This is a genomic window from Paenibacillus sp. QJM3NY_38, assembly GCF_056173265.1.
Genome location: NZ_CM149665.1, coordinates 6,377,370 through 6,396,311 on the forward strand (window position 1 = coordinate 6,377,370; position 18,942 = coordinate 6,396,311).

16 protein-coding genes are annotated in these 18,942 nt (G+C 51.9%); 2 read left to right on the plus strand and 14 right to left on the minus strand.

Features of this window, described 5'->3' with window-relative positions; all coding sequences use genetic code 11:
• Positions 1-733: 733 nt before the first annotated feature.
• The 13 genes from map to AC0VZ8_RS29700 form a co-directional block, all read right to left on the minus strand.
• Positions 734-1,480, minus strand: a complete 747-nt coding sequence (gene map / locus AC0VZ8_RS29640; RefSeq protein WP_260068214.1) for a type I methionyl aminopeptidase — start codon at positions 1,478-1,480, stop codon at positions 734-736.
• A gap of 867 nt (positions 1,481-2,347) precedes the next feature.
• On the minus strand, positions 2,348-2,953 hold the full coding sequence (locus tag AC0VZ8_RS29645) for a hypothetical protein (RefSeq protein ID WP_475485270.1): 606 nt from the start codon (positions 2,951-2,953) through the stop codon (positions 2,348-2,350).
• Positions 2,954-3,122: 169 nt separating this feature from the next.
• Positions 3,123-3,689 (minus strand): class I SAM-dependent methyltransferase, encoded by a 567-nt coding sequence (locus AC0VZ8_RS29650; protein WP_260068212.1) that lies wholly within the window; start codon positions 3,687-3,689, stop codon positions 3,123-3,125.
• A gap of 322 nt (positions 3,690-4,011) precedes the next feature.
• On the minus strand, positions 4,012-5,409 hold the full coding sequence (locus AC0VZ8_RS29655; protein ID WP_475485271.1) for a (Fe-S)-binding protein: 1,398 nt from the start codon (positions 5,407-5,409) through the stop codon (positions 4,012-4,014).
• 16 nt (positions 5,410-5,425) lie between these two features.
• Positions 5,426-6,895, minus strand: a complete 1,470-nt coding sequence (locus AC0VZ8_RS29660; RefSeq protein ID WP_260068210.1) for an FAD-linked oxidase C-terminal domain-containing protein — start codon at positions 6,893-6,895, stop codon at positions 5,426-5,428.
• Positions 6,896-7,019: 124 nt separating this feature from the next.
• Positions 7,020-8,210 carry an anhydro-N-acetylmuramic acid kinase gene (locus AC0VZ8_RS29665; protein WP_475485272.1) on the minus strand — a complete coding sequence of 397 codons (1,191 nt, stop codon included), beginning with the start codon at positions 8,208-8,210 and terminating at the stop codon, positions 7,020-7,022.
• A 3-nt stretch (positions 8,211-8,213) separates the two neighbouring features.
• Positions 8,214-9,392: a DUF1343 domain-containing protein gene (locus tag AC0VZ8_RS29670; RefSeq protein WP_475485273.1), complete on the minus strand. Its 1,179-nt coding sequence runs from the start codon at positions 9,390-9,392 to the stop codon at positions 8,214-8,216.
• The gene (locus AC0VZ8_RS29675) at positions 9,389-10,084 is read right to left on the minus strand and encodes a hypothetical protein (protein ID WP_071219696.1); all 696 of its coding nucleotides are present in this window, start codon (positions 10,082-10,084) and stop codon (positions 9,389-9,391) included. The genes AC0VZ8_RS29670 and AC0VZ8_RS29675 overlap by 4 nt, the downstream gene beginning before the upstream one ends.
• 26 nt (positions 10,085-10,110) lie before the next feature.
• Positions 10,111-11,217: an ABC transporter ATP-binding protein gene (locus AC0VZ8_RS29680; RefSeq protein ID WP_071219697.1), complete on the minus strand. Its 1,107-nt coding sequence runs from the start codon at positions 11,215-11,217 to the stop codon at positions 10,111-10,113.
• 14 nt (positions 11,218-11,231) lie between these two features.
• Positions 11,232-12,065 carry a carbohydrate ABC transporter permease gene (locus tag AC0VZ8_RS29685; RefSeq protein WP_009590118.1) on the minus strand — a complete coding sequence of 278 codons (834 nt, stop codon included), beginning with the start codon at positions 12,063-12,065 and terminating at the stop codon, positions 11,232-11,234.
• 33 nt (positions 12,066-12,098) lie between these two features.
• A complete protein-coding gene (locus AC0VZ8_RS29690; RefSeq protein WP_475487782.1) occupies positions 12,099-12,974 on the minus strand; it encodes a carbohydrate ABC transporter permease in 876 nt (291 codons plus the stop codon).
• 174 nt (positions 12,975-13,148) lie between these two features.
• On the minus strand, positions 13,149-14,543 hold the full coding sequence (locus tag AC0VZ8_RS29695) for an ABC transporter substrate-binding protein (protein WP_260068204.1): 1,395 nt from the start codon (positions 14,541-14,543) through the stop codon (positions 13,149-13,151).
• Between the two features lie 46 nt (positions 14,544-14,589).
• Positions 14,590-15,426: a MurR/RpiR family transcriptional regulator gene (locus AC0VZ8_RS29700; RefSeq protein WP_036643553.1), complete on the minus strand. Its 837-nt coding sequence runs from the start codon at positions 15,424-15,426 to the stop codon at positions 14,590-14,592.
• Positions 15,427-15,651: 225 nt separating this feature from the next.
• On the opposite strand from AC0VZ8_RS29700, the gene AC0VZ8_RS29705 reads away from it, so the two are divergent.
• On the plus strand, positions 15,652-16,608 hold the full coding sequence (locus AC0VZ8_RS29705; protein WP_260068203.1) for a BadF/BadG/BcrA/BcrD ATPase family protein: 957 nt from the start codon (positions 15,652-15,654) through the stop codon (positions 16,606-16,608).
• Positions 16,609-16,659: 51 nt separating this feature from the next.
• Complete coding sequence (gene murQ / locus AC0VZ8_RS29710; protein ID WP_071219701.1) at positions 16,660-17,571, plus strand: N-acetylmuramic acid 6-phosphate etherase; 912 nt, start codon at positions 16,660-16,662, stop codon at positions 17,569-17,571.
• A gap of 235 nt (positions 17,572-17,806) precedes the next feature.
• Here murQ and AC0VZ8_RS29715 read toward each other — a convergent pair whose 3' ends face one another.
• The gene (locus tag AC0VZ8_RS29715; protein ID WP_475485274.1) at positions 17,807-18,673 is read right to left on the minus strand and encodes an SDR family oxidoreductase; all 867 of its coding nucleotides are present in this window, start codon (positions 18,671-18,673) and stop codon (positions 17,807-17,809) included.
• Positions 18,674-18,942 lie beyond the last annotated feature (269 nt).

Sequence of the window (18,942 nt, forward strand, 5' to 3'; positions counted from 1 at the left end):
TAGACCTTAATGAAAAATTCACTTGCGACTATTCTCAAATGTCGAATTCTGCATGGTACCGCATTACTCCACATGCGGTTTGTTCTTCCGATCGCTGTTGCCCTCAGATTTCCCTTGAATCACGATATATATCGTTGATATCCGGGGGCAAAGGCGAACGCTGCGCTTCTACAGAACAATTCCGCCTGCTCCGTTGGAGTCTTTCTTTTTTAAGACCTTAATGAAACATTCACTTGCGACTATTCTCAGATGTCGAATTCTGCATGGTGCCACATCACTCCGCATGCGGATTGTTCTTCCGATCGCTGTTGCCCCCAGATTTCCCTTGAATCACGATATATATCGTTGATATCCGGGGGCAAAGGCGAACGCTGAGCTTCTACAGAACAATTCCGCCTGCTCCGTTGGAGCATTTCTTTTTTTAGACCTTAATGAAAATTCACTTGCGACTATTCTCAAATGTCGAATTCTGCATGGTACCACATCACTACGCATGCGGTTTGTTCTTCCGATCGCTGTTGCCCCCAGATTTCCCTTGAATCACGATATATATCGTTGATATCCGGGGGCAAAGGCGAACGCTTCGCTTCTACAGAACAATTCCGCCTGCTCCGTTGGAGTCTTCCTGTAGGCACAATCTCGGATGCGTCTGTATACGGATTGCCTGAACACAGCCTCGTAGCTTGTACATCCGCTTACCTCCATAGGAGCAACGCCCCTACGGAGTCGCATCTTATTGCTCCGTCAAGATCACCGGGCCATCCTTGGTAATGGCAAGCGTATGCTCATACTGCGCGGACCATTTGCCGTCCACCGTTCTTGCGGTCCATCCGTCTGAATCGATCTTGCATTGATATGTGCCTAGATTCAGCATCGGTTCAATGGTAATGACCATGCCCTCTTTAAGACGCGTCCCGCGGTTGGGCGGGCCGTAATGCGGCACCTGGGGCTCCTCATGCATATTTTCGCCGATGGCATGCCCTACGAAGTGGCGGACGACCGATAAATTTTGGGATTCCGCATAGGTTTGAATCGCATGTGAGATGTCTCCGATTCGGTTGCCGATCACCGCTTGCTCAATGCCAAGATACAGGGATTTCTTCGTTACATCCAGCAGATGCTGCGCTTCCTCGGACACGTTTCCGACCGGATAAGACCACGCGGAATCAGCGAGCCAGCCATCATACTTCACCACCATATCAATGGTAACGATATCCCCGTCCTTTAATGGCTCCTTGCTCGGAAAACCATGGCAAATCACGTCATTAACCGACGCGCAGGTGGCATATGGATATCCGTGATACCCCTTCTGCTCCGGTGTCGCGCCGCGCTCTGCCAGAAACCGCTCGACAAATTGATCAATCTCCAATGTCGTCACGCCCGGTTTAATCATCTTGGCAATCTGCCGGTGGCATTCGGCGAGAATGTCCCCTGCCTTATTCATCTTGGCGATTTGTTCTGGTGTTTTAAGGATTATCAATCCTGCTCACTCCTTCTCATATGGCTGTTATCTCCTATTCAAATCAAAAAGCCTTAGCTGACCGAAGATTCTGAAGGACAGGCATCTGCCTCTCCCCACTCCCCGGCCAATAAGGCTGATTCACAATCACAAGGTGTATCTGCTTTCTTCTGGTCTGTATCCAAAAAAAGAAAAGCGAAAAGCGCCCTACCTCATCTTATTCTACTCCTAAGCCAAAGGAACCTCAATCATTTCCATTAGGAATACCTGTCTTTCGGTTTACACGCGGGCAGGCACGGGAACCGAGGCGTATGCTTGTTGCATCCTCGGAGGCAGCTTCAACTCGGCTGTAACCCAGAAAGTCATATGGCTCTCAATGACCATGAACAGAATCAGGGCACGCAGCATTTTATCTAACTTCGAACTTCATGTATCCAATGACAATCGTTTCTCCTCATATCATAAATATAATGTAAGGTTGCGCAGAAACGATAATTTTACACGCGAGATCACAATTCCTTTCTTTTTTTCCTAGGTTCATTATATCAAACGGGCCGTTTCTTTAGCTTTCCACTTGTTTCCGGCAGCGTCATGGCAGGGCAACGGCAGCCAAAACCACATCAACTGCAAATGCAATATCGCAAGCTCTACCTTTAATACGAATCCAAAGGCAGAAGGAAACAAAAAAACCTTTACCCCGTTTATCGACGATAAAGGTTCCATCTTATCAGAAATAGCTGAAAGATATGTTCGTGCCACGAAATGACGACTGTGCTCATCTGCTGCTCCCCTTCACTTGAATTACAAGAGTTACAGCATAGCTGTTTAGCCGCGCCAAAAGAGTTGCAGAAATTTATACATTCCCTATATATTTCTCTTATTCTTCCTCTAAAAATAGAGCCCTCCTCCCGCTGCCAGCAGCACTGCTGCCGCTATCCACAAGACGGGCTTCAGTAAGAATGGAGATGGACCTGCACCCCGACCTTCACCTGGAGGGTGCCCCTCAGCAAGGGTATCAGGCCCTGATTCACTCGGAGCAGATGCATCTTCTGGAGGATATCCATCTCCAAGCTCAGTTAGCTCTTGGCCTGCGGTGGAGAGGAGCTTCGTACCATCACACATCCCTGTTCTGAGCTGACCCGATTCGGCAGACGCGAACACCAGGAATTCGCTTCCTACGGCAAATTGATCATAACCGCAGCTGGCTGATGACACCGCCGTTGTAAGCTGCGTCATTCCAGCTAATTCGCCCTTCCATACTTCCGTTACTTCTAACGTAACATGGACCGGATCTGCGGATGACATCACCAGCTTCGCCTTCGGGCCAACCAGCTTGGTCACTTTGCCTGCAAATACCGCTGCACTCCGTTCCAGGCCCTCCTCAACCGTAGGCGGCCCCGCACAGGAGCAAGCAAATACGTTGGCTGGTTTGACCGCGTACAGGCTCATGAGCAGCAGCAAGCAGCTTAGTATGATAGCCATGGATTTTCTCATCAATGAATCACCTCAATCCTTAGACGGCCCCCTCCCCCAAAATGTTCCAGCTGTGTATCCATAAATACACCCAATCTGGGATCTACCTCCGCAGATCACGGTGAGGCGGCGCTGGACGGCAAGATCTAAAGGGGAAAGGGCATCCAGCAAGAGGCTTCATTGTCATTGGCTATTTACTGGCGATGATCAGATAATGACGCTCCGTAGGATACTCGATTCCTTCCACATGCAGCCCTGCTTGCTCCAACATATCCTTCATCACATGTGGATCAACCCGATTCGGACGGGGAACCCGCTGCTCGGCTGGGTCCTCCTGCCACTCCAGACACAAGCATCGCCCTCCTGGCCGCAGCACTCTTGCCATCTGGCGGATGGATTGCTCCAACTGCTCGGTAATATGAAGGATCAGGGAGGCAATGACTCGATCCACAGCTTCATGCTCAAAAGGAAGACTTTCCAGCAGCCCCTCCATCACCTTAATATTCGCAAGTCCCTGTTCCTGTGCACGCCTCCGCATCATGTCCAGCATGGCCGGCTCGGTATCCAGCGCGTAAACCGTCCCTGTCGTTAACGAGGCTGCCGGTATAGAAAAATAACCGGTACCTGCCCCGATGTCAAGGACATCCACCTCGCCGCTCACTTGGAGCTTTTCCAGCAGCGAAGATGCCGGTAACTCCTTCTTCCTTTCCGGACTTTCCAATCGGTCTATGAGTGACGGATCAAAGCTCTCTTTCATGGTATCGCTCTCCTCCTCGCATGATTGCATTTTGCTCATATGTACGTTTATGAACCCTGTGAGGGGAAAAATCCCCCTGTCGATCTACCATACCGTTGATAGGAAACGATGTAAACCGGTTCGTCGCTTAATCACTGTAACATCCATATTTTTTTCACTATATCGATCCTTATATGACTGTACTGATAAGATTTACGCTGTTTGAGAACCATTTTATATAATAACTGATCGCAATGAACACGCTGAATGATGATAAATCAGACTTAAAAAAGGCACCCCCACGATCATAATGACCATGAAGCTGCCCCATTTGTACCATTCGTCACGGCTTATCCTCAATCAGCACCTGCTCAGCCAGAAAATCTGCAAGATGAACGGCCTCTACGCCATTTTGCATGCCGGCACGCTCGATCCCCCACTTCATCTGCAGCAGACATCCCGGGTTCGAAGTTACGATGACCTTGGCTCCGGTAGCCTCCACATGTTCCATCTTGTGATCCAACAGCGTGGTTGACATTTCCGTCTGGGTCAGATTATAAATGCCGGCTGAACCGCAGCATACCTCAGCCCCCTGCAGCTCGCACATCTGTACGCCCGGAAGCTGCTGCATCAGCTGGCGCGGCTCTCCTTGCACCCGCATCACATTACGCAAGTGGCAGGAGTCCTGATAGGTGACAGTTATGGCCTCTTTCTGTGCGCTTTTCGCATGAACCGGCGTAAGCGGCCTACCGAGGCTGTGCAGCAGCTCGGAAATATCCTTCACCTGATCTGCAAAAAGAACAGCCGCTTGCTGAAGCCGCTCATCCGGTTCGGCATGCATCAGATGATCATATTCCTTCAGCAGGGCACCGCAGCCACCCGCATTGCTTGCAATGTAATCGACGTTCGCTTCTCCAAAAGCCCATATGTTCCGGCCGGCCAGCTGTTTGGCATCGTCCATTTCACCTGCATGGGCATGCAGCGCACCACAGCATACCTGCTCCTCCGGAATGACAATCTCGAACCCGGCCTGACGCAGCAGCCGTACGGTGTTCACGTTCGTGGATGCAAACATGACGTCCATAATGCAGCCACGGAACATGCCGACCCGGCCGACCTTAGATCCGGCCGCAGGGATAACCATAAGCCCCGAACTGCTGTCTGTCTTCTCGCGGCGGTAGGGCAAGCCAGCCTTGCTCCACAGCTCTTCCAGGCCATCGCCTGTTACGTCAGGCAGCGCCTTTTCCAGCTGCTGAAGATGGTCGGGAAACAGTTTCATGGCCCCGGAGCTGCGCGCAAACTTCTGCAGCCCGGATTTCTGATAGAACGAAAGTGTCTTTCCGATCAGCTTCAGTCTACCGCGATGCGGGAATATCCCTTGCAGGAACGTCTTTCGGACGACTCGTACCGGCAGCGAATAAGGCTTCTCCGCCGCAATGGCCGCCCGGGTCTGCTCGATCAGCTGACCGTATTTCACGTCGGAAGGACAAGCAGGCTCACAGGCTCTGCAGCCCAGACAAAGATCCATCTGGCTACGAAAGCTTTCATCCGGTTCCATCAAACCATCCACAACCGCTTTCATAAGCGCAATCCGCCCGCGCGGGGAAGCAGCTTCGAGCCCTGTCTCAAGGAATGTCGGACAGGCGGTCTGGCAAAACCCGCAGCGCATACAGTTTGTCAATTGATCCTCATCCAGCGTCAGCTTCAGCGATTGTGCAAGCTTCTCATGGGTTGAATTCATGCGCTATCGCCTCCTCTCACGATGTTTCGATCTTCTGATCCTGATCCGAGATCGAGCCCCGCTCTGCCTGCTCCGTCCGCTCCTGGAAGACAATCCGCTTCCGGGTTTCCGCAAACAACTTGCCGGGATTCATGATCTGATGCGGATCGATCGCATCCTTAATGGATTTCATCATTTGGATGCCGGCTTTGCCCACCTTCCATTCCAGGTAAGGGGCCTTCACGATACCAACGCCATGCTCGCCGGTAATGGTACCCCCCATGGCAATCGCAGCCTCAAAGATTTCGGCGAATGCCTCCTCCACGCGGTGAATCTCTTCCGGGTCACGGGCATCCGTCATCGCGGTCGGATGCAGGTTGCCATCTCCGGCATGGCCGAATGTGCAAATCTGCACGTCGTATTTCTGTGCGATACGCTGAACTTCAAGCACCATGTCCGCAATCTTCGAACGCGGAACCGTCGCGTCCTCCAAGATCGTGGTCGGCCGCAATCGGGACAGCGCCGCAAGCGCGCTCCGCCTTGCCTCCATTACCTTCGCACCTTCTTCCGGTGTCTTGGCGATGTTAAGCTGAACCGCCCCGGAGGCGAGACATATCTCTTCCAGCTTCTTCAGATCCCGCTCCACATCATCGATGCTGCCGTCCTGCTCAATCGCCAGCATCGCTTTGGCGTGTACCGGCAGTCCGATTTTGGCAAAATCCTCAACCACCTGGAGGGTCGGCTGATCCATAAATTCCAGGGTACACGGGAAAATATGATTCGCTATAATATTCGAAACCGTTCGGGCCGCCGCGTTGAGATCGTCATAGACGGCAACCATGGCCTTCCTGTAAGAAGGCTTCGGAATCAACTTGACCGTGGCCTCGGTCAGAATGGCCAGCGTACCGCCCGATCCTACCAACAGTCGGGTCAAATCGTACCCTGCGGCGTCCTTCACCAGCTTGCCGCCTGTGCGCAGGATGCTCCCGTCCGGCAATACAGCCTCCAAGCCGAGTACGTAATCCTTGGTCGTTCCATACTTCAAGCCGCGCAGGCCACCAGCCCCCAGAGCGATGTTGCCGCCCATCGTGCAGATGATCATGCTGCTTGGATCCGGAGGATAGAATAATCCGGTCCGTTCAACTGCCAGATGAAACTGCTTCGTATTCAGACCCGTCTGGAAGGTCGCGGTAAGATTATCGGCATCGATTTCCAGCAGCTTATTCATACGGGTCATGACCACGATCAGGCCGCCCTGAAGCGGAATGGTCCCGCCGCACAAATTGCTGCCTGCGCCCCGCGTAATCACGGGTATGCGATGTTTTGAGCAAATTTTGACGATGTCGGAGACCTCCTGCGTACTTCCGGGAAAGATAACCCCGTCCGGCATCGCTTGATATAACGGCGTAGCATCATAACTGTAAGAAACGAGGCTCTCCGGATCATCCTTGAACCACTTTCCGCCAACCACGGCGGCCAGCTGCTCGCGAATGACAGATTCCAGCATGTTGTTTCTCCCCCTCCCCTATAGGGTTTGACTGTAATAAAGATAATCCACTAATTAACCAATCGGTTCCAACATCATCTATGAACATCGCTAGGCTCTTCCGTTTGCTGGCTTTAATGAAGGTTTATGGCAGCGCCAGCTTCCCCATTACGGTCGGTCTGTTCGCTCCGGTAGCTGCCGGCAAATTGTTAGGAACGCCGAGCATGAAGTCATTGCCCAGCAGCGCAAAAATCACGGCTTCCTTGGCATCGTCATCGAAGCCCAGCGCCTTGGAGGTCATCACCTTCTGCTCCGGCAGTAGCTCTCCTAACATCGAGAGCAGCGTCTTGTTATGGGCCCCTCCGCCGGTTACGATCACTTCATCGATTGCGTGGCGTGGAAACACGTATTTCACATAGCTATCCGCAATGGAATATGCCGTAAACGCCGTGGCCGTGGCCATCGTATCCTCATCTGAGAGGTTCCTGAGCCTGGCTTGCTCCAGAAACGAAACCGCATAGTTGTGACCGAACAGTTCCCTGCCCGTTGATTTCGGCGGTTCTGCATGAAAATAGGGGTGCGCCATCATCTCTCTTAACAAATCCTGATCCGGGTTGCCTCGGGCAGCCCATTGCCCGCTGTCGTCATACACAAGCTGCCCTCCGGATAGCATTTGAGCTACGGCATCCATGATCATATTGCCGGGTCCGGTATCATAGGCCAGCACATCCGAAGGATCCGCCCCTGCGGGCAGCGCCGTGCAATTGCCGATCCCGCCGATGTTCTGCAGCAGTCTTCCCCGCTCCGGGTGCCGAAACAGGATCAAATCTCCGTATGGCGCAAACGGGGCTCCTTGCCCCCCAACCGCCATATCCGCCGGCCGGAAGTCTCCTACCGTAAGTTTGCCGGTGTGCTTGGCGATAACGGAAATATCGCCAATCTGTAAAGTCGAAGCGACAGCATAAGGATCCCCTTGTTCGGGTATGGGCTGATGCCAAATCGTCTGTCCATGAGAGCTTACCAGATCCACCTCATCGATTCGCATGCCGGCATCGGCAACCGCTTCCAGGACAGCCGCTCCAAACTGATACCCCAAGTATGCATTCATACTGCAAACAGCAGCGCTATTGGAATTCTCTTCACTGCACAAATCGCGCAGCCGCTGACGGAGTTCCGGTTCGTAAGGCTTGTTATAGTAATGCAGCAGCTCAACCGATGCCTCGAAGCCGCTGCCGTGTATGCGGACGATGGCCGCATCGATCCCGTCAAGCGAAGTACCCGACATCAAGCCGGCCACAACGGTAGGCCTTCCATCCTTCCATGGCGAGAACAGCATGCTTTACGCCTCCCCGTACAGCAGATACGGAGCCCGCATCGTTCTCCACTGCTCCGCATCCTTGCCCCACTCGGCAATCATGCGCTGAAGTCCGGCTTCTTCGGTGATATGCCGTCGAACTTCCTCACTGCCCGTCAGCAAATCAATAAAGTACCGACTACGTCCTTCCGGCGGGCTAAGCCACTGGAACTGATCCGGGTACATCCGGCTGACCAGGTGAAGCAGCACAAGGCCTGTGCGCACAGCCTCCACTTCTGCCGGATGAGTGACAAAGAGCATCACCCCGCCGCAGCCTTCGCCCTGATGCTTCGAGAAGGTAGGCGTCATGTACATGGAATGGGCATGAACGCCTGGCAGTCCGTACGCGTTGAACGCCTTCGCCAGCTCTTCCCCATGGACCCATGGAGCGCCGATCCATTCAAATGGCCGGGTCGTGCCCCGGCCTTCCGAAAGATTGGTCCCTTCGAAGAAGCAGTTCCCGCTGTACAGCCGTACCGTATCCATCGTAGGGATGTTCGGTGACGGCAGTACCCACGGCAGGCCCGTGTCGGTATATTCCATACCGCGCGTCCAGCCTTCGAGCCCAATAACATCCAGATCGCAGCCTGTTCCCCGCATGTCATTGGCCATGCGCGCGAATTCGCCAATGGTCATCCCGGTGCTAATCGGAATCTGCCATCCGCCCACCATGGATTCATATCCCTGCTTAAGGAAACCTCCTTCAACACGCTTGCCGCCCAGCGGATTCGGCCGATCGAGGACAAGCAGGCTCTTCCCATGCTCGGCGCAGGCCTCCATGACATACAGCAGCGTTGTCATGTACGTATAAAAACGCACGCCAAGATCTTGAATATCGAAGATGACCGTATCCACGTCCTTCAGCATGTCGGCGTCCGGTTTACGCCGCGAGCCATACAGGCTGTACACCGGCACGCCGAATACCGAGTCCACTTCATCATCGACGCGCTTGCCTGCCTGCAGCTGGCCGCGCAGCCCGTGCTCGCAAGCGAATAAAGCCGTCAACTCCGATTCGGGCAAGCCTGCAATCACCTCGATAGATGAACGAAAATCCGACGTGAGCCCCGTCGGATTCGTAATGACGCCAAGGCGACGACCCGTGATTTTCTCATGCTTGATGTCCGGCAGCACGTCAATTCCGCTTCGTACGTTACCTCTTGTCATATGCTTACACCTCCTGCTTTCGAGGCTATGACACCGTCCTCCGCCGGTTTGGCCTCTTCCGGATTCAGTACATTATACGTAACCTTATGCTGGTATATGGCCCACATGCCGTTAAACAAAAATCCGAAGCCAACGACCGTAACCATCAGTGGAATTGCAACGCAGAAGGCTTGAAAGCATGCGCCCAGCGTATACGCCGGAAACTTCAGGAACAGCTTCACGCTGTGGGCCATGGCCTTGAAGATGCCCATCCCTTCCTGAATGACAAGCTGAAAGGTGTAGAATTGGGAGATGAGCGCCATGATAACAAAATAGGTCTGGAACACGCCAATCGCAAGATAACCGATTCCCTCTTTGCCCCCGTAGTACCACCAGGTGGACCACAAGATGAGCACCATCACCACGAAGAAGAAACCCATGACTACCGCAGGTCCTAATCCCTTAAGCGCACCTTGAAACACATCCTTGAGTCTCGACTTGCCCCGTTCCGTTCTGCGGTGATACGCATAACAAACTCCGTAAAACAACGGCATGTACAGAACCGGCAGCAGCACCAGCGCTGTCCATAGCGGAACGAACATAACCACCGTAACGAGCACCAGCGAGGTAATCATGCTGTATAAGGCCACCGCCGTAATCTCACGGTAAATCTCAACCCCGGTCTTCTTCAACACATCATTCAGCTTGCGCATAGCTTACCTCTCCTCTTCGTCGTTGTTTACCAATCGATACGCTGCTCCGTCTCAGGATCGAAGAAATGCACTTTATCGAAATTGAAAATGAAGGTTTTGTCCATGCCCGGATAACCCGTCGTTTCAGGGTGAACCTTCGCCGTAACCGTCCGGTTCCCTACGCGGAAGTACACCAGATTCTCCGAACCCAAATGTTCGACGACCTGGACCTTCGTGGAGTACTTGTAATCCAGATTGGTTGTGCCCGGCATATCCTCACCCGTAATATGCTCAGGGCGGATCCCCAGGATAAGGTGCCCGTTATCGTATTTGCTCAGCGCATCCGCCATCGAATCCGGGATGGTAAATGTGCCGCCTTCCATCCGGAGCACGTTCCCTTCCTTCTGCACATCGATGAAGTTCATCGGCGGGGAGCCGATAAAGCCAGCTACGAACATATTTTGCGGATTCGCATACAGCTCGGTAGGTGATGCGATCTGCTGGATAATTCCGTTGTTCATCACGACGATCCGCTCACCGAGCGTCATCGCTTCAACCTGATCATGCGTGACGTATACAATGGTGGCTTCCAGGCGCTTGTGCAGCTCGGACAGCTCCACCCGCATCTGGACGCGAAGCTTCGCATCCAGGTTCGACAGCGGCTCGTCAAACAGGAACACCTGCGGATCGCGCACGATGGCCCGCCCTACCGCAACGCGCTGACGCTGTCCGCCGGACAGCTCGCGCGGCTTCCGGTCGATCATCGACTCCAGGCCGAGAATGGTGGCTGCCTGCGATACCTTTTGCTCAATATAAGCCTTTGGCTTCTTCAGGTTCTTTAAGCCGAAAGAGAGATTCTCGCGAATGGTCATATGGGGATACAGGGCATAGTCCTGAAACACCATCGCGATATCACGATCTTTCGGGTGAAGATTGTTTACCACTCTGTCGCCGATGATGATATCCCCGGACGTTTGTCGCTCCAGCCCGGCAATCATGCGCAGGGAAGTGGTTTTGCCGCAGCCGGAAGGACCGACGAAAACAACGAACTCTTTATCATTGATCACAAAGTCCGACCCCGCTACAGCGGTAAACGTCCCTTTGTTGTCGTCTACAAATTCTTTTCGTATATTGCGGAATTCTACGCGTGCCATAACTTTGCCTCCTTCTAGCCTTTAACGGCTCCAATGGTGATGCCTTGCAGGAAATAGCGCTGAAGCGAGAAGAACAGGATCATCATCGGCAGTGCCGCGACGGTTGCTCCAGCCATAAGTGCGCCGAAATCGGTCGTGTCCGCATAGACGAAGGAAGCAAGACCGACCTGAATCGTCCTCATCTCCGTCGAGTTAGTCACGAGGAAGGGCCAGAAGAAATCGTTCCATGATGCAACGAACGTGAAAATTGCCAGCACGGCGAGACCCGGTTTCGCCATCGGAAGAATAACCTTCCAGAAGATGCCGAATTCGCCGCAAGCGTCGATACGCGCTGCATGAATCAGAGAGGTAGGCAGTGATGACATGTACTGCTTCATCAAGAAAATGTTGCCCACGCTTACAATGCCGGGAAGAAGAATAGCCGTATATGTATTCCCGAGATCAAACACGTCAATCATCAAAATATAGAGCGGAATCAGCGTCACCTGCGCCGGGATCATCATCGTACTGAGCAAAATCCAGAATACCGCTTTGTTCCCCGGAAACTTCAGCTTCGCAAAAGCATAACCTGCGAGCGAAGCCAGGAATACGTTAGTCACCGTCAGGATGGATGAGATCAATAAGGAGTTAAAGAGCCACCTCATGACGTCGGTTTTGCCAAAAAAACGCTCGTACGGGGCTACGGAGAATACCTCCGGTATCATTTTCGGGATAAACGATGCCGCTGACTTGGTGTCCTGCACAGAACCGATCAGCATCCAGTACATCGGAATGATCGTCAGAACGCTCCATACCACCAGGATGACCGAAGCCACAATCAGCATGATCACTTTTGATCTTGATTTCATAGGTGCACCCCCTTTTAGCTTCAGAAATAAACGTTAGTACTCCACGTCGGACGAGAAGTACTTGAACTGAATGATGGAAATGACAATAATCAATGCAGCCAGTACAAAAGACTGCGCTGCCGCGAGTCCAAACTCGTAGAAGTTGAACGCCGTGCTGTAAATCAGATAGGCGATCGTTGTCGTCGCGAAGTTCGGTCCGCCCTGGGTCATCAGGTACACCGAGATAAACACCTGGAAGGACGTAATGACGCCCGTCACCAGCAGGTATAATGTGGTTGGTTTCATCAGCGGCCACGTAATGCGCCAGAATTTGGACCAGCCGCTGGCATGGTCGATGTCCGCGGCTTCATAGAGCGATTTGGGAATCCCGCCCATGGCGGCCAAATAGAGAATAATGCCCGCGCCATGCGAACCAAGCCAGTTCATCAAGATAAGTGAGAAGAGCGCGGTGTTCGATTTACCGAGCCATATGACCGGGTCCAATCCGAACAAACCGATAAAACGATTCAACAGCCCGGCATGCGTCGGGTCGTAAATCGCGAGCCACACGACCGAAATGGTGACGCCGGAAGCAACGGCCGGCAGGTACATTGTAGCCTTAAAGAACGTTTGCCATTTGTTCTTCATCTGGAAAATAAAAAAGGATAAAGCATACGTAATGACAATGTTGACCGGAACCGTGCCGATCGTGAATATGACTGTATTCTTCATGGATTTCCAGAACACTTCATCCTGTACCATCCGTGTGTAGTTGTCCGTTCCAATCCATTCGGAGCCCATTACGCTGTATTCCTGGAAGCTCATCAGAAAAGCCGAGGCGACAGGGTAAAGCGTAAATATCAAGAACAACAAGACTGGGGCCAGAATGAATAAATACGCCCATCCATATTCGCGTAGATACCCCTTCATGGGGGGGACGTGATGGCCGGGCTTGCGCCGGGGCAGTCTGCATTTGATTTCCTCCTTTGCGCACAGGTGAAGTATTTTCATGAAGCCCTTATAGAGCCTTGAGCGATTGGTTTAAAAAGGGAGTGCCCCGATCGTTCCTGCTAAGGACAACGGGACACCCCCTTATAACTTCAATTACTGTCCTAAAATTTGTTTGCCTTTGTCCTTGAAGTCTTGTGCGATCTGCTCCGGCGTCTTCTCACCCGAGAACAGCGCTTGGATATTCGGCTTCACCACTTGCTCCTTAAACTTCTTCTGGTTACCTGAAGCTTCTGCATCAAGGTTCAGAGTCACCGGAATTTCCTTGAAGTTTGCGAAAATTTCCGCTGCCTTAATTGTAGATTCCGTACCGAGTCCTTTACCTTCATAAAACTCCGCCTGGGATTTACGTACGAAAGGCAATACCAATTCATTGGCGGAATTACCGGCTTTCGCCCCGCTCAATCCTTCCATGATCAGGAATGTGTTCTTTGCATGCTCTTCGCCTTTATCCTTCTTCTGCTTGAACGCTACGTAACCTTCACCAAACATGGATGTCTTCCGCTCAGCCCCGTCATTATGCGGAACCGGCAGCAGAACGAAGTCGATTTTCGCCCCTTGGACCGTACCGCTGTCAATATCCTTCGCACGGTTCTGCAGCATCACGTCATAGTAAGGGATCGCCTTGGACACGATCGCGGCTTCCTCGGCGTAGAACAGGTCCATCCGTTTTGCCGGCGTAATCGCGGCAGTCTCGGCAGGCAGATGACCGGCTTTCATCAGATCCGACACGAAGGTCATCGTATCCAGAATTCGTTCGTCGTTCCATTGGAACTCGCCTTTATCGTTCAGCACGTCCGGCATGCCGTTGCTGCGCGTCAGCATTTCCATGAAGTCCAGCGAAGTGCCGTCCGTTACCAGCGCATATTGCGTATTGCCATTAGGAAGCTTCTTGGTCAGCTTCTCGGCAGCTGCCTTGAACTCGGTCCAGGTCCAGCCTTTCTCTTGAATGGCCTTCCAGTCGATTCCCGCTTCTTCGAGGATTTTCTTGTTGCCGCCCCAAGCCCAAAGGGATTGGTACAGCGGAAGCCCATACTGCTTGCCCTGGATTTGACCCAGTTCAAGCGTTCCCGGCAGGTAGTCGTTTTTGATCTCGTCCGTAATATAAGGGGTAAGCTCCAGGGCAAGGCCTGTATCCACATAAGCACCATCCACCGCGTGGAAATAGAGATCAGGCGGGTTGCCGGCATTCAAGGCCACATCGAACTTCTTTGGACCTTCGGCCCAGGAGAGCACTTCGGTTTGGACCGTAATATGCGGATATTTTTCTTTCAGATCCGCTACATGCTCTTTCAACTCATCTTCGTATTTACCATGTACCGGATAAGTCCAGACAACAACCGTATCCTGCTTCGGTGCGGCTTCACCGTTTCCTTCCGAAGTGGTTCCTGTTCCGCCTTCCGGAGCCTTCGCCCCGCCGGAACCGCCGCAAGCTGCGGTAAACACGAGCATTAAAGAAGCCAACAATGTAAGCCAACCTTTTTTCTTCATGTACTACTCCCCTTATCATTTATATATTTGTGGTTTTCGTAATGAACTACAACCGCTTGATCGCTTGCCGGCTCTCATCCAGGTATTTCACTGAATTCTCGTAATTCCGGCTGGCGACGCCAAGATATAAAATATCGATAAGATTAAGCTGCGTAATACGAGAGGACATCGCGCCACTGCGAATCTCGTTCTCCGTGGAGGAAGTGTACAAGGGAATGTCCACCGATCGGCTCAAGGTAGAATCGCCGTATTTGGTAATGCCAATCGTCTTGCATCCCTTCTCCTTCGCAATAGCTGCCGCGCGGATTACTTCATCCGTTTCACCGGAGTAGGAAATGCATACGGCCGCATCATCTGGAGTCAGCAGCACCGCCGAGGTGAGCTGAACATGAGGGTCCGGAAAAGATATGCATACCTTATTAATCCGCAAAAATTTCTGTTGGGCATCCATCCCGATCAGATTTGAAGCCCCTACCCCGAACATAAAAATGCGCTTCGACTGATCGAGGGCCAGAACGGCCTCTTCCACCTTCCCTTCCTCCATAATCTTCATCGTATCCCGAATCGATTGAATGTTGTTGTTCGAGACGTTCTGTATAATTGCAGAAATGCTGTCATTGGGCCGGATATCCTGATACCCGGTGGCTAATGGCTCCTGCAAGTCTCCGGCTACCTTCAGCTTCAGATCCTGATAGCCTTTGAAACCCATCGTTTTGCACAGGCGCACAATGGCAGCCTGACTGGAACCGCTTCGGACTGCAAGATCCGCGACCGACATCTGTATCATCTCTGCCGGTTCCTGCAAAATGAAGGCTGCAACTTTGCGCTCGGACGGATTTAATGAATCATACACCTCACGCAATCGAACCAATCCGCCGTTCATTTCTTGCCCCCCTTTACAAATCATCCTCTGACGGTCACTACTATGTAATATTACTTTACACATCTCGAATGAAAGCATTACTGGTATCGCTTTCAATATCAGTGGATTGAGTTCATTATAAATTGTATGAAATTATATTTCAATACTTAATTAATGATTTAAAATTTTATTTTACAACACTTCTGTTTTCTCCTATACTGGATATAGAAAGCGAAGTGGTTCAATATGGAAATTTTTATCGGTGTTGATGGTGGCGGTACCAAGACTGAAGCAACCGCTATCAATAGCGCTGGAGAAGTGTTGTCCCGGTATACCGGAGGTTCCACCAATCCTTATATTGTAACCTTTAATAAAGCGATGGAGGAACTCCGAACGGTGTTGGATGGGCTTCTGGCACCTCTTTTTGATAAGTCATTATTATTCACATCAATATGTCTTGGGATGTCAGGTGTGAGCTCTGCAGAAGAACGGAGCCAAGTTCAGTCTTTCCTTCATTCCTATCTCCAGCAGCGGCAGCTCTCGATGCATATTTACATGCGCTCGGAAGCCGAAATTTCATTAATGGCCGTACTGGAACGGCAGTATGGAATCCTTGCGATCTCGGGAACCGGATCCAATACCTACGCTATAACCAAATCGGGAGACATTCACCGCGTCGGTGGCTGGGGACATCTTCTTGGAGACGAAGGCAGCGGTTATCAGATCGGACTTCAGACTCTGAAAACTGTCATTAAGAGCCATGAGGGCATTTTGCCACCCACCATCATGAGCAGCCTGATTGTTGCAGCCTATCCTCTCCAGCATATTACCGATCTCAAATCTTACATTTACCAGCCCGCTATAACGAAACAGGATATCGCTTCCTTCGCCCGCTGCTGCATAGAAGCAGCCGAAGCCGGTGATGAAGCGGCAGACCGTATCCTCCGGCAGCAGGCAGCAGAACTGGCCGATACAACAAGCGCTCTCATCAGGCAGCAAGCTGAATTCGCTGAGAGTGAACTCGTGCGGATCGGCTCGATCTTCAAACATTCGCCATTGTTCCGGGAAACGTACGCCGGCATTCTGCTATCGCGTTATCCCCGCCTCCGGTTCCCTGAAGGAAATCGTGAACGTACACCCGCCCATGGTGCGGCTCTGTTAGCCTGCAAGCTATTTACAGACGGCGTCTCTGACTTGCTGTAGCTTTACATCAGTGCCCGTCCATATTCCAAGGCAAAAAAGGAGACCTGTCTCATGACGAATATTCTAAGTCAATTGACAACCGAACAGCCTCATGAAAATACGCAGAACATTGATCAATTGAGCTCAGAACAAATTATGATCCTCATCAATAACGAGGATAGCCTGATCACGGATGCGATCCGCGAGCTTATTCCTCTTATAGCCAGAGCTGCAGATCTCGTTGTGGAAGCTTTCCAGAAGGGCGGCAGATTGTTCTATATAGGTGCCGGAACCAGCGGCCGAATCGGGATTCTGGACGCCTCCGAGTGTCCGCCTACCTACGGAACAGACCCTTCCATGGTGCAGGGATTGATCGCAGGTGGTTTCAGAGCCGTGAAGGAAGCTATCGAAGGTGCCGAGGATAGCGAAGAGTTAGGTGAGCAGGATATCAATGAAAACGGTATCAACGAAAAGGATGTGGTCATCGGCATCGCTGCAAGCGGCCGCACGCCCTACGTTCTTGGGGCGATGAGACGTGCCAAGGAGCGTGGAGCCGTTGTCATCGGACTCTGTAATAACTACGAATCGCCGATGCATCAGTATGCGGAATTTGTAATTGAGGCTGTTGTCGGACCCGAAGTAATTATGGGCTCCACGCGCATGAAGGCCGGTACTTCGCAAAAGCTGATTCTGAACATGCTGACAACGACCGCCATGATTCGAATCGGCAAAGTGTACAAAAACCTGATGGTCGACCTCAACCCGTCCAATAACAAGCTTGTGCACCGAGCCAAACGTATCATTACCCTGGCAACCGGAGCATCAGAGGATGCTGTGGAGAAGGCGTACCATGAAGCCGGCGCCCACGTCAAAACCGCTATCGTGATGCTGCTGGCTAATGTCAGTGCCGCGGAAGCGTCCAAACTGCTTGACGGCACCAGCGGATTTGTGCGCAGCGCGATCGATATGAAAACGACGAAGTAATTTCAAGTGTGAGCTTCTATGGCCTATGATGAACATCTAACGTAAAATGAAACGGGATATCCTCAGATCATGTTGATCTGGAGATATCCCGTTTATTCGTTCGCCATTATACTTGTAGTCGTCACCATGTGATGGGCTGATTGGTCTCGTTGTTCTTTATTGTCCATTCATGCCCTTATCGGATCATTTCAGTTATAACCTCACTCGTGAAGCTGGGTCTTTGGAACGCGTAAATTCATCGACCCTGGACCGACTTCCATCCTACCTGTTGTTCACTCCACTCCCACAGACGAGCGGCGAGCTTCGGATCCCTTGCCTTCTCGGTGATTTTGGCCGGTTTGCATTTGACGTAGTATTCCCCCGTCACATGCTCCACTTCAGGACTTGAAGCCAAGTATATCGCTGTCCGAGCTCCTTCAAGCGGCGTTAAGAAGAACGGGCGAAGCAGCTTGTGAACCGCATTGCCAAAGCCTGTGTCCCTGTTAACGCCAATGCTGGTGCTGACGGCACCGGGGTGGAGCGTATTGACCGTGACCCTTGTCGGCTGCAGCCGGCGCGCCAGCTCCTTCGTGAATAAAATATTCGCCAATTTGGACTGCGCGTACCCTTTGGCCACATTGAATCCCTTACCGAGATTAGGGTCATCAAAATGGATGCCGCCCACTTTATGCGCGCCTGAGGATACGTTCACGATCCTCCCTTGCCGGGCATGCTGAAGAGGCTCCAGCAGTTCGTTCGTCAACAAAAAATGCCCCAGATGATTAACCCCCATCATGGCCTCATATCCGTCCTGCGTCAATTCCCGCTTGATGGTGACCACACCCGCGTTGTTCACCAACACATCGAGTCTGTCATATTTGGCCTTAAAGTCGGAAGCAAACGCTCTGATGCTATCAAAGGACCCCAAATCCAGCGTCATCAGCTCGATGTTCGAGCTGCCGCTCTCCTGCTGAGCTTCGCGAAGAGCCGCTTCGCCCCTCGATTGACTACGGCAAGCCATGATCACATGCGCTCCGCTTTTTGCCAGCTCCACTGTCGTAGCCAAACCCATGCCGGAGTTCGCCCCTGTTATCATGACGATTTTGCCTGTCATATCATTCATGCACAACCTCCTGTTCGTATCCTTCTACCATTGTAATAAGAAAAACGACTATCGACGTACTTTCTCAGAAGACAGACCGCATTTAGCGGAAGTTTTTCTTGCGATATCAGGAAGGTCCATGCTTCGAAGTTTATACTTTCTGATATCTAAAGAAAAACGACTATCGACGTACTTTCTCAGAAGACAGACCGCATTTAGCGGAAGTTTTTCTTGCGATATAAGGAGGGTAAGCCTCTGAAGTTTATACTTTCCTATCTCTAAAAAAAAGC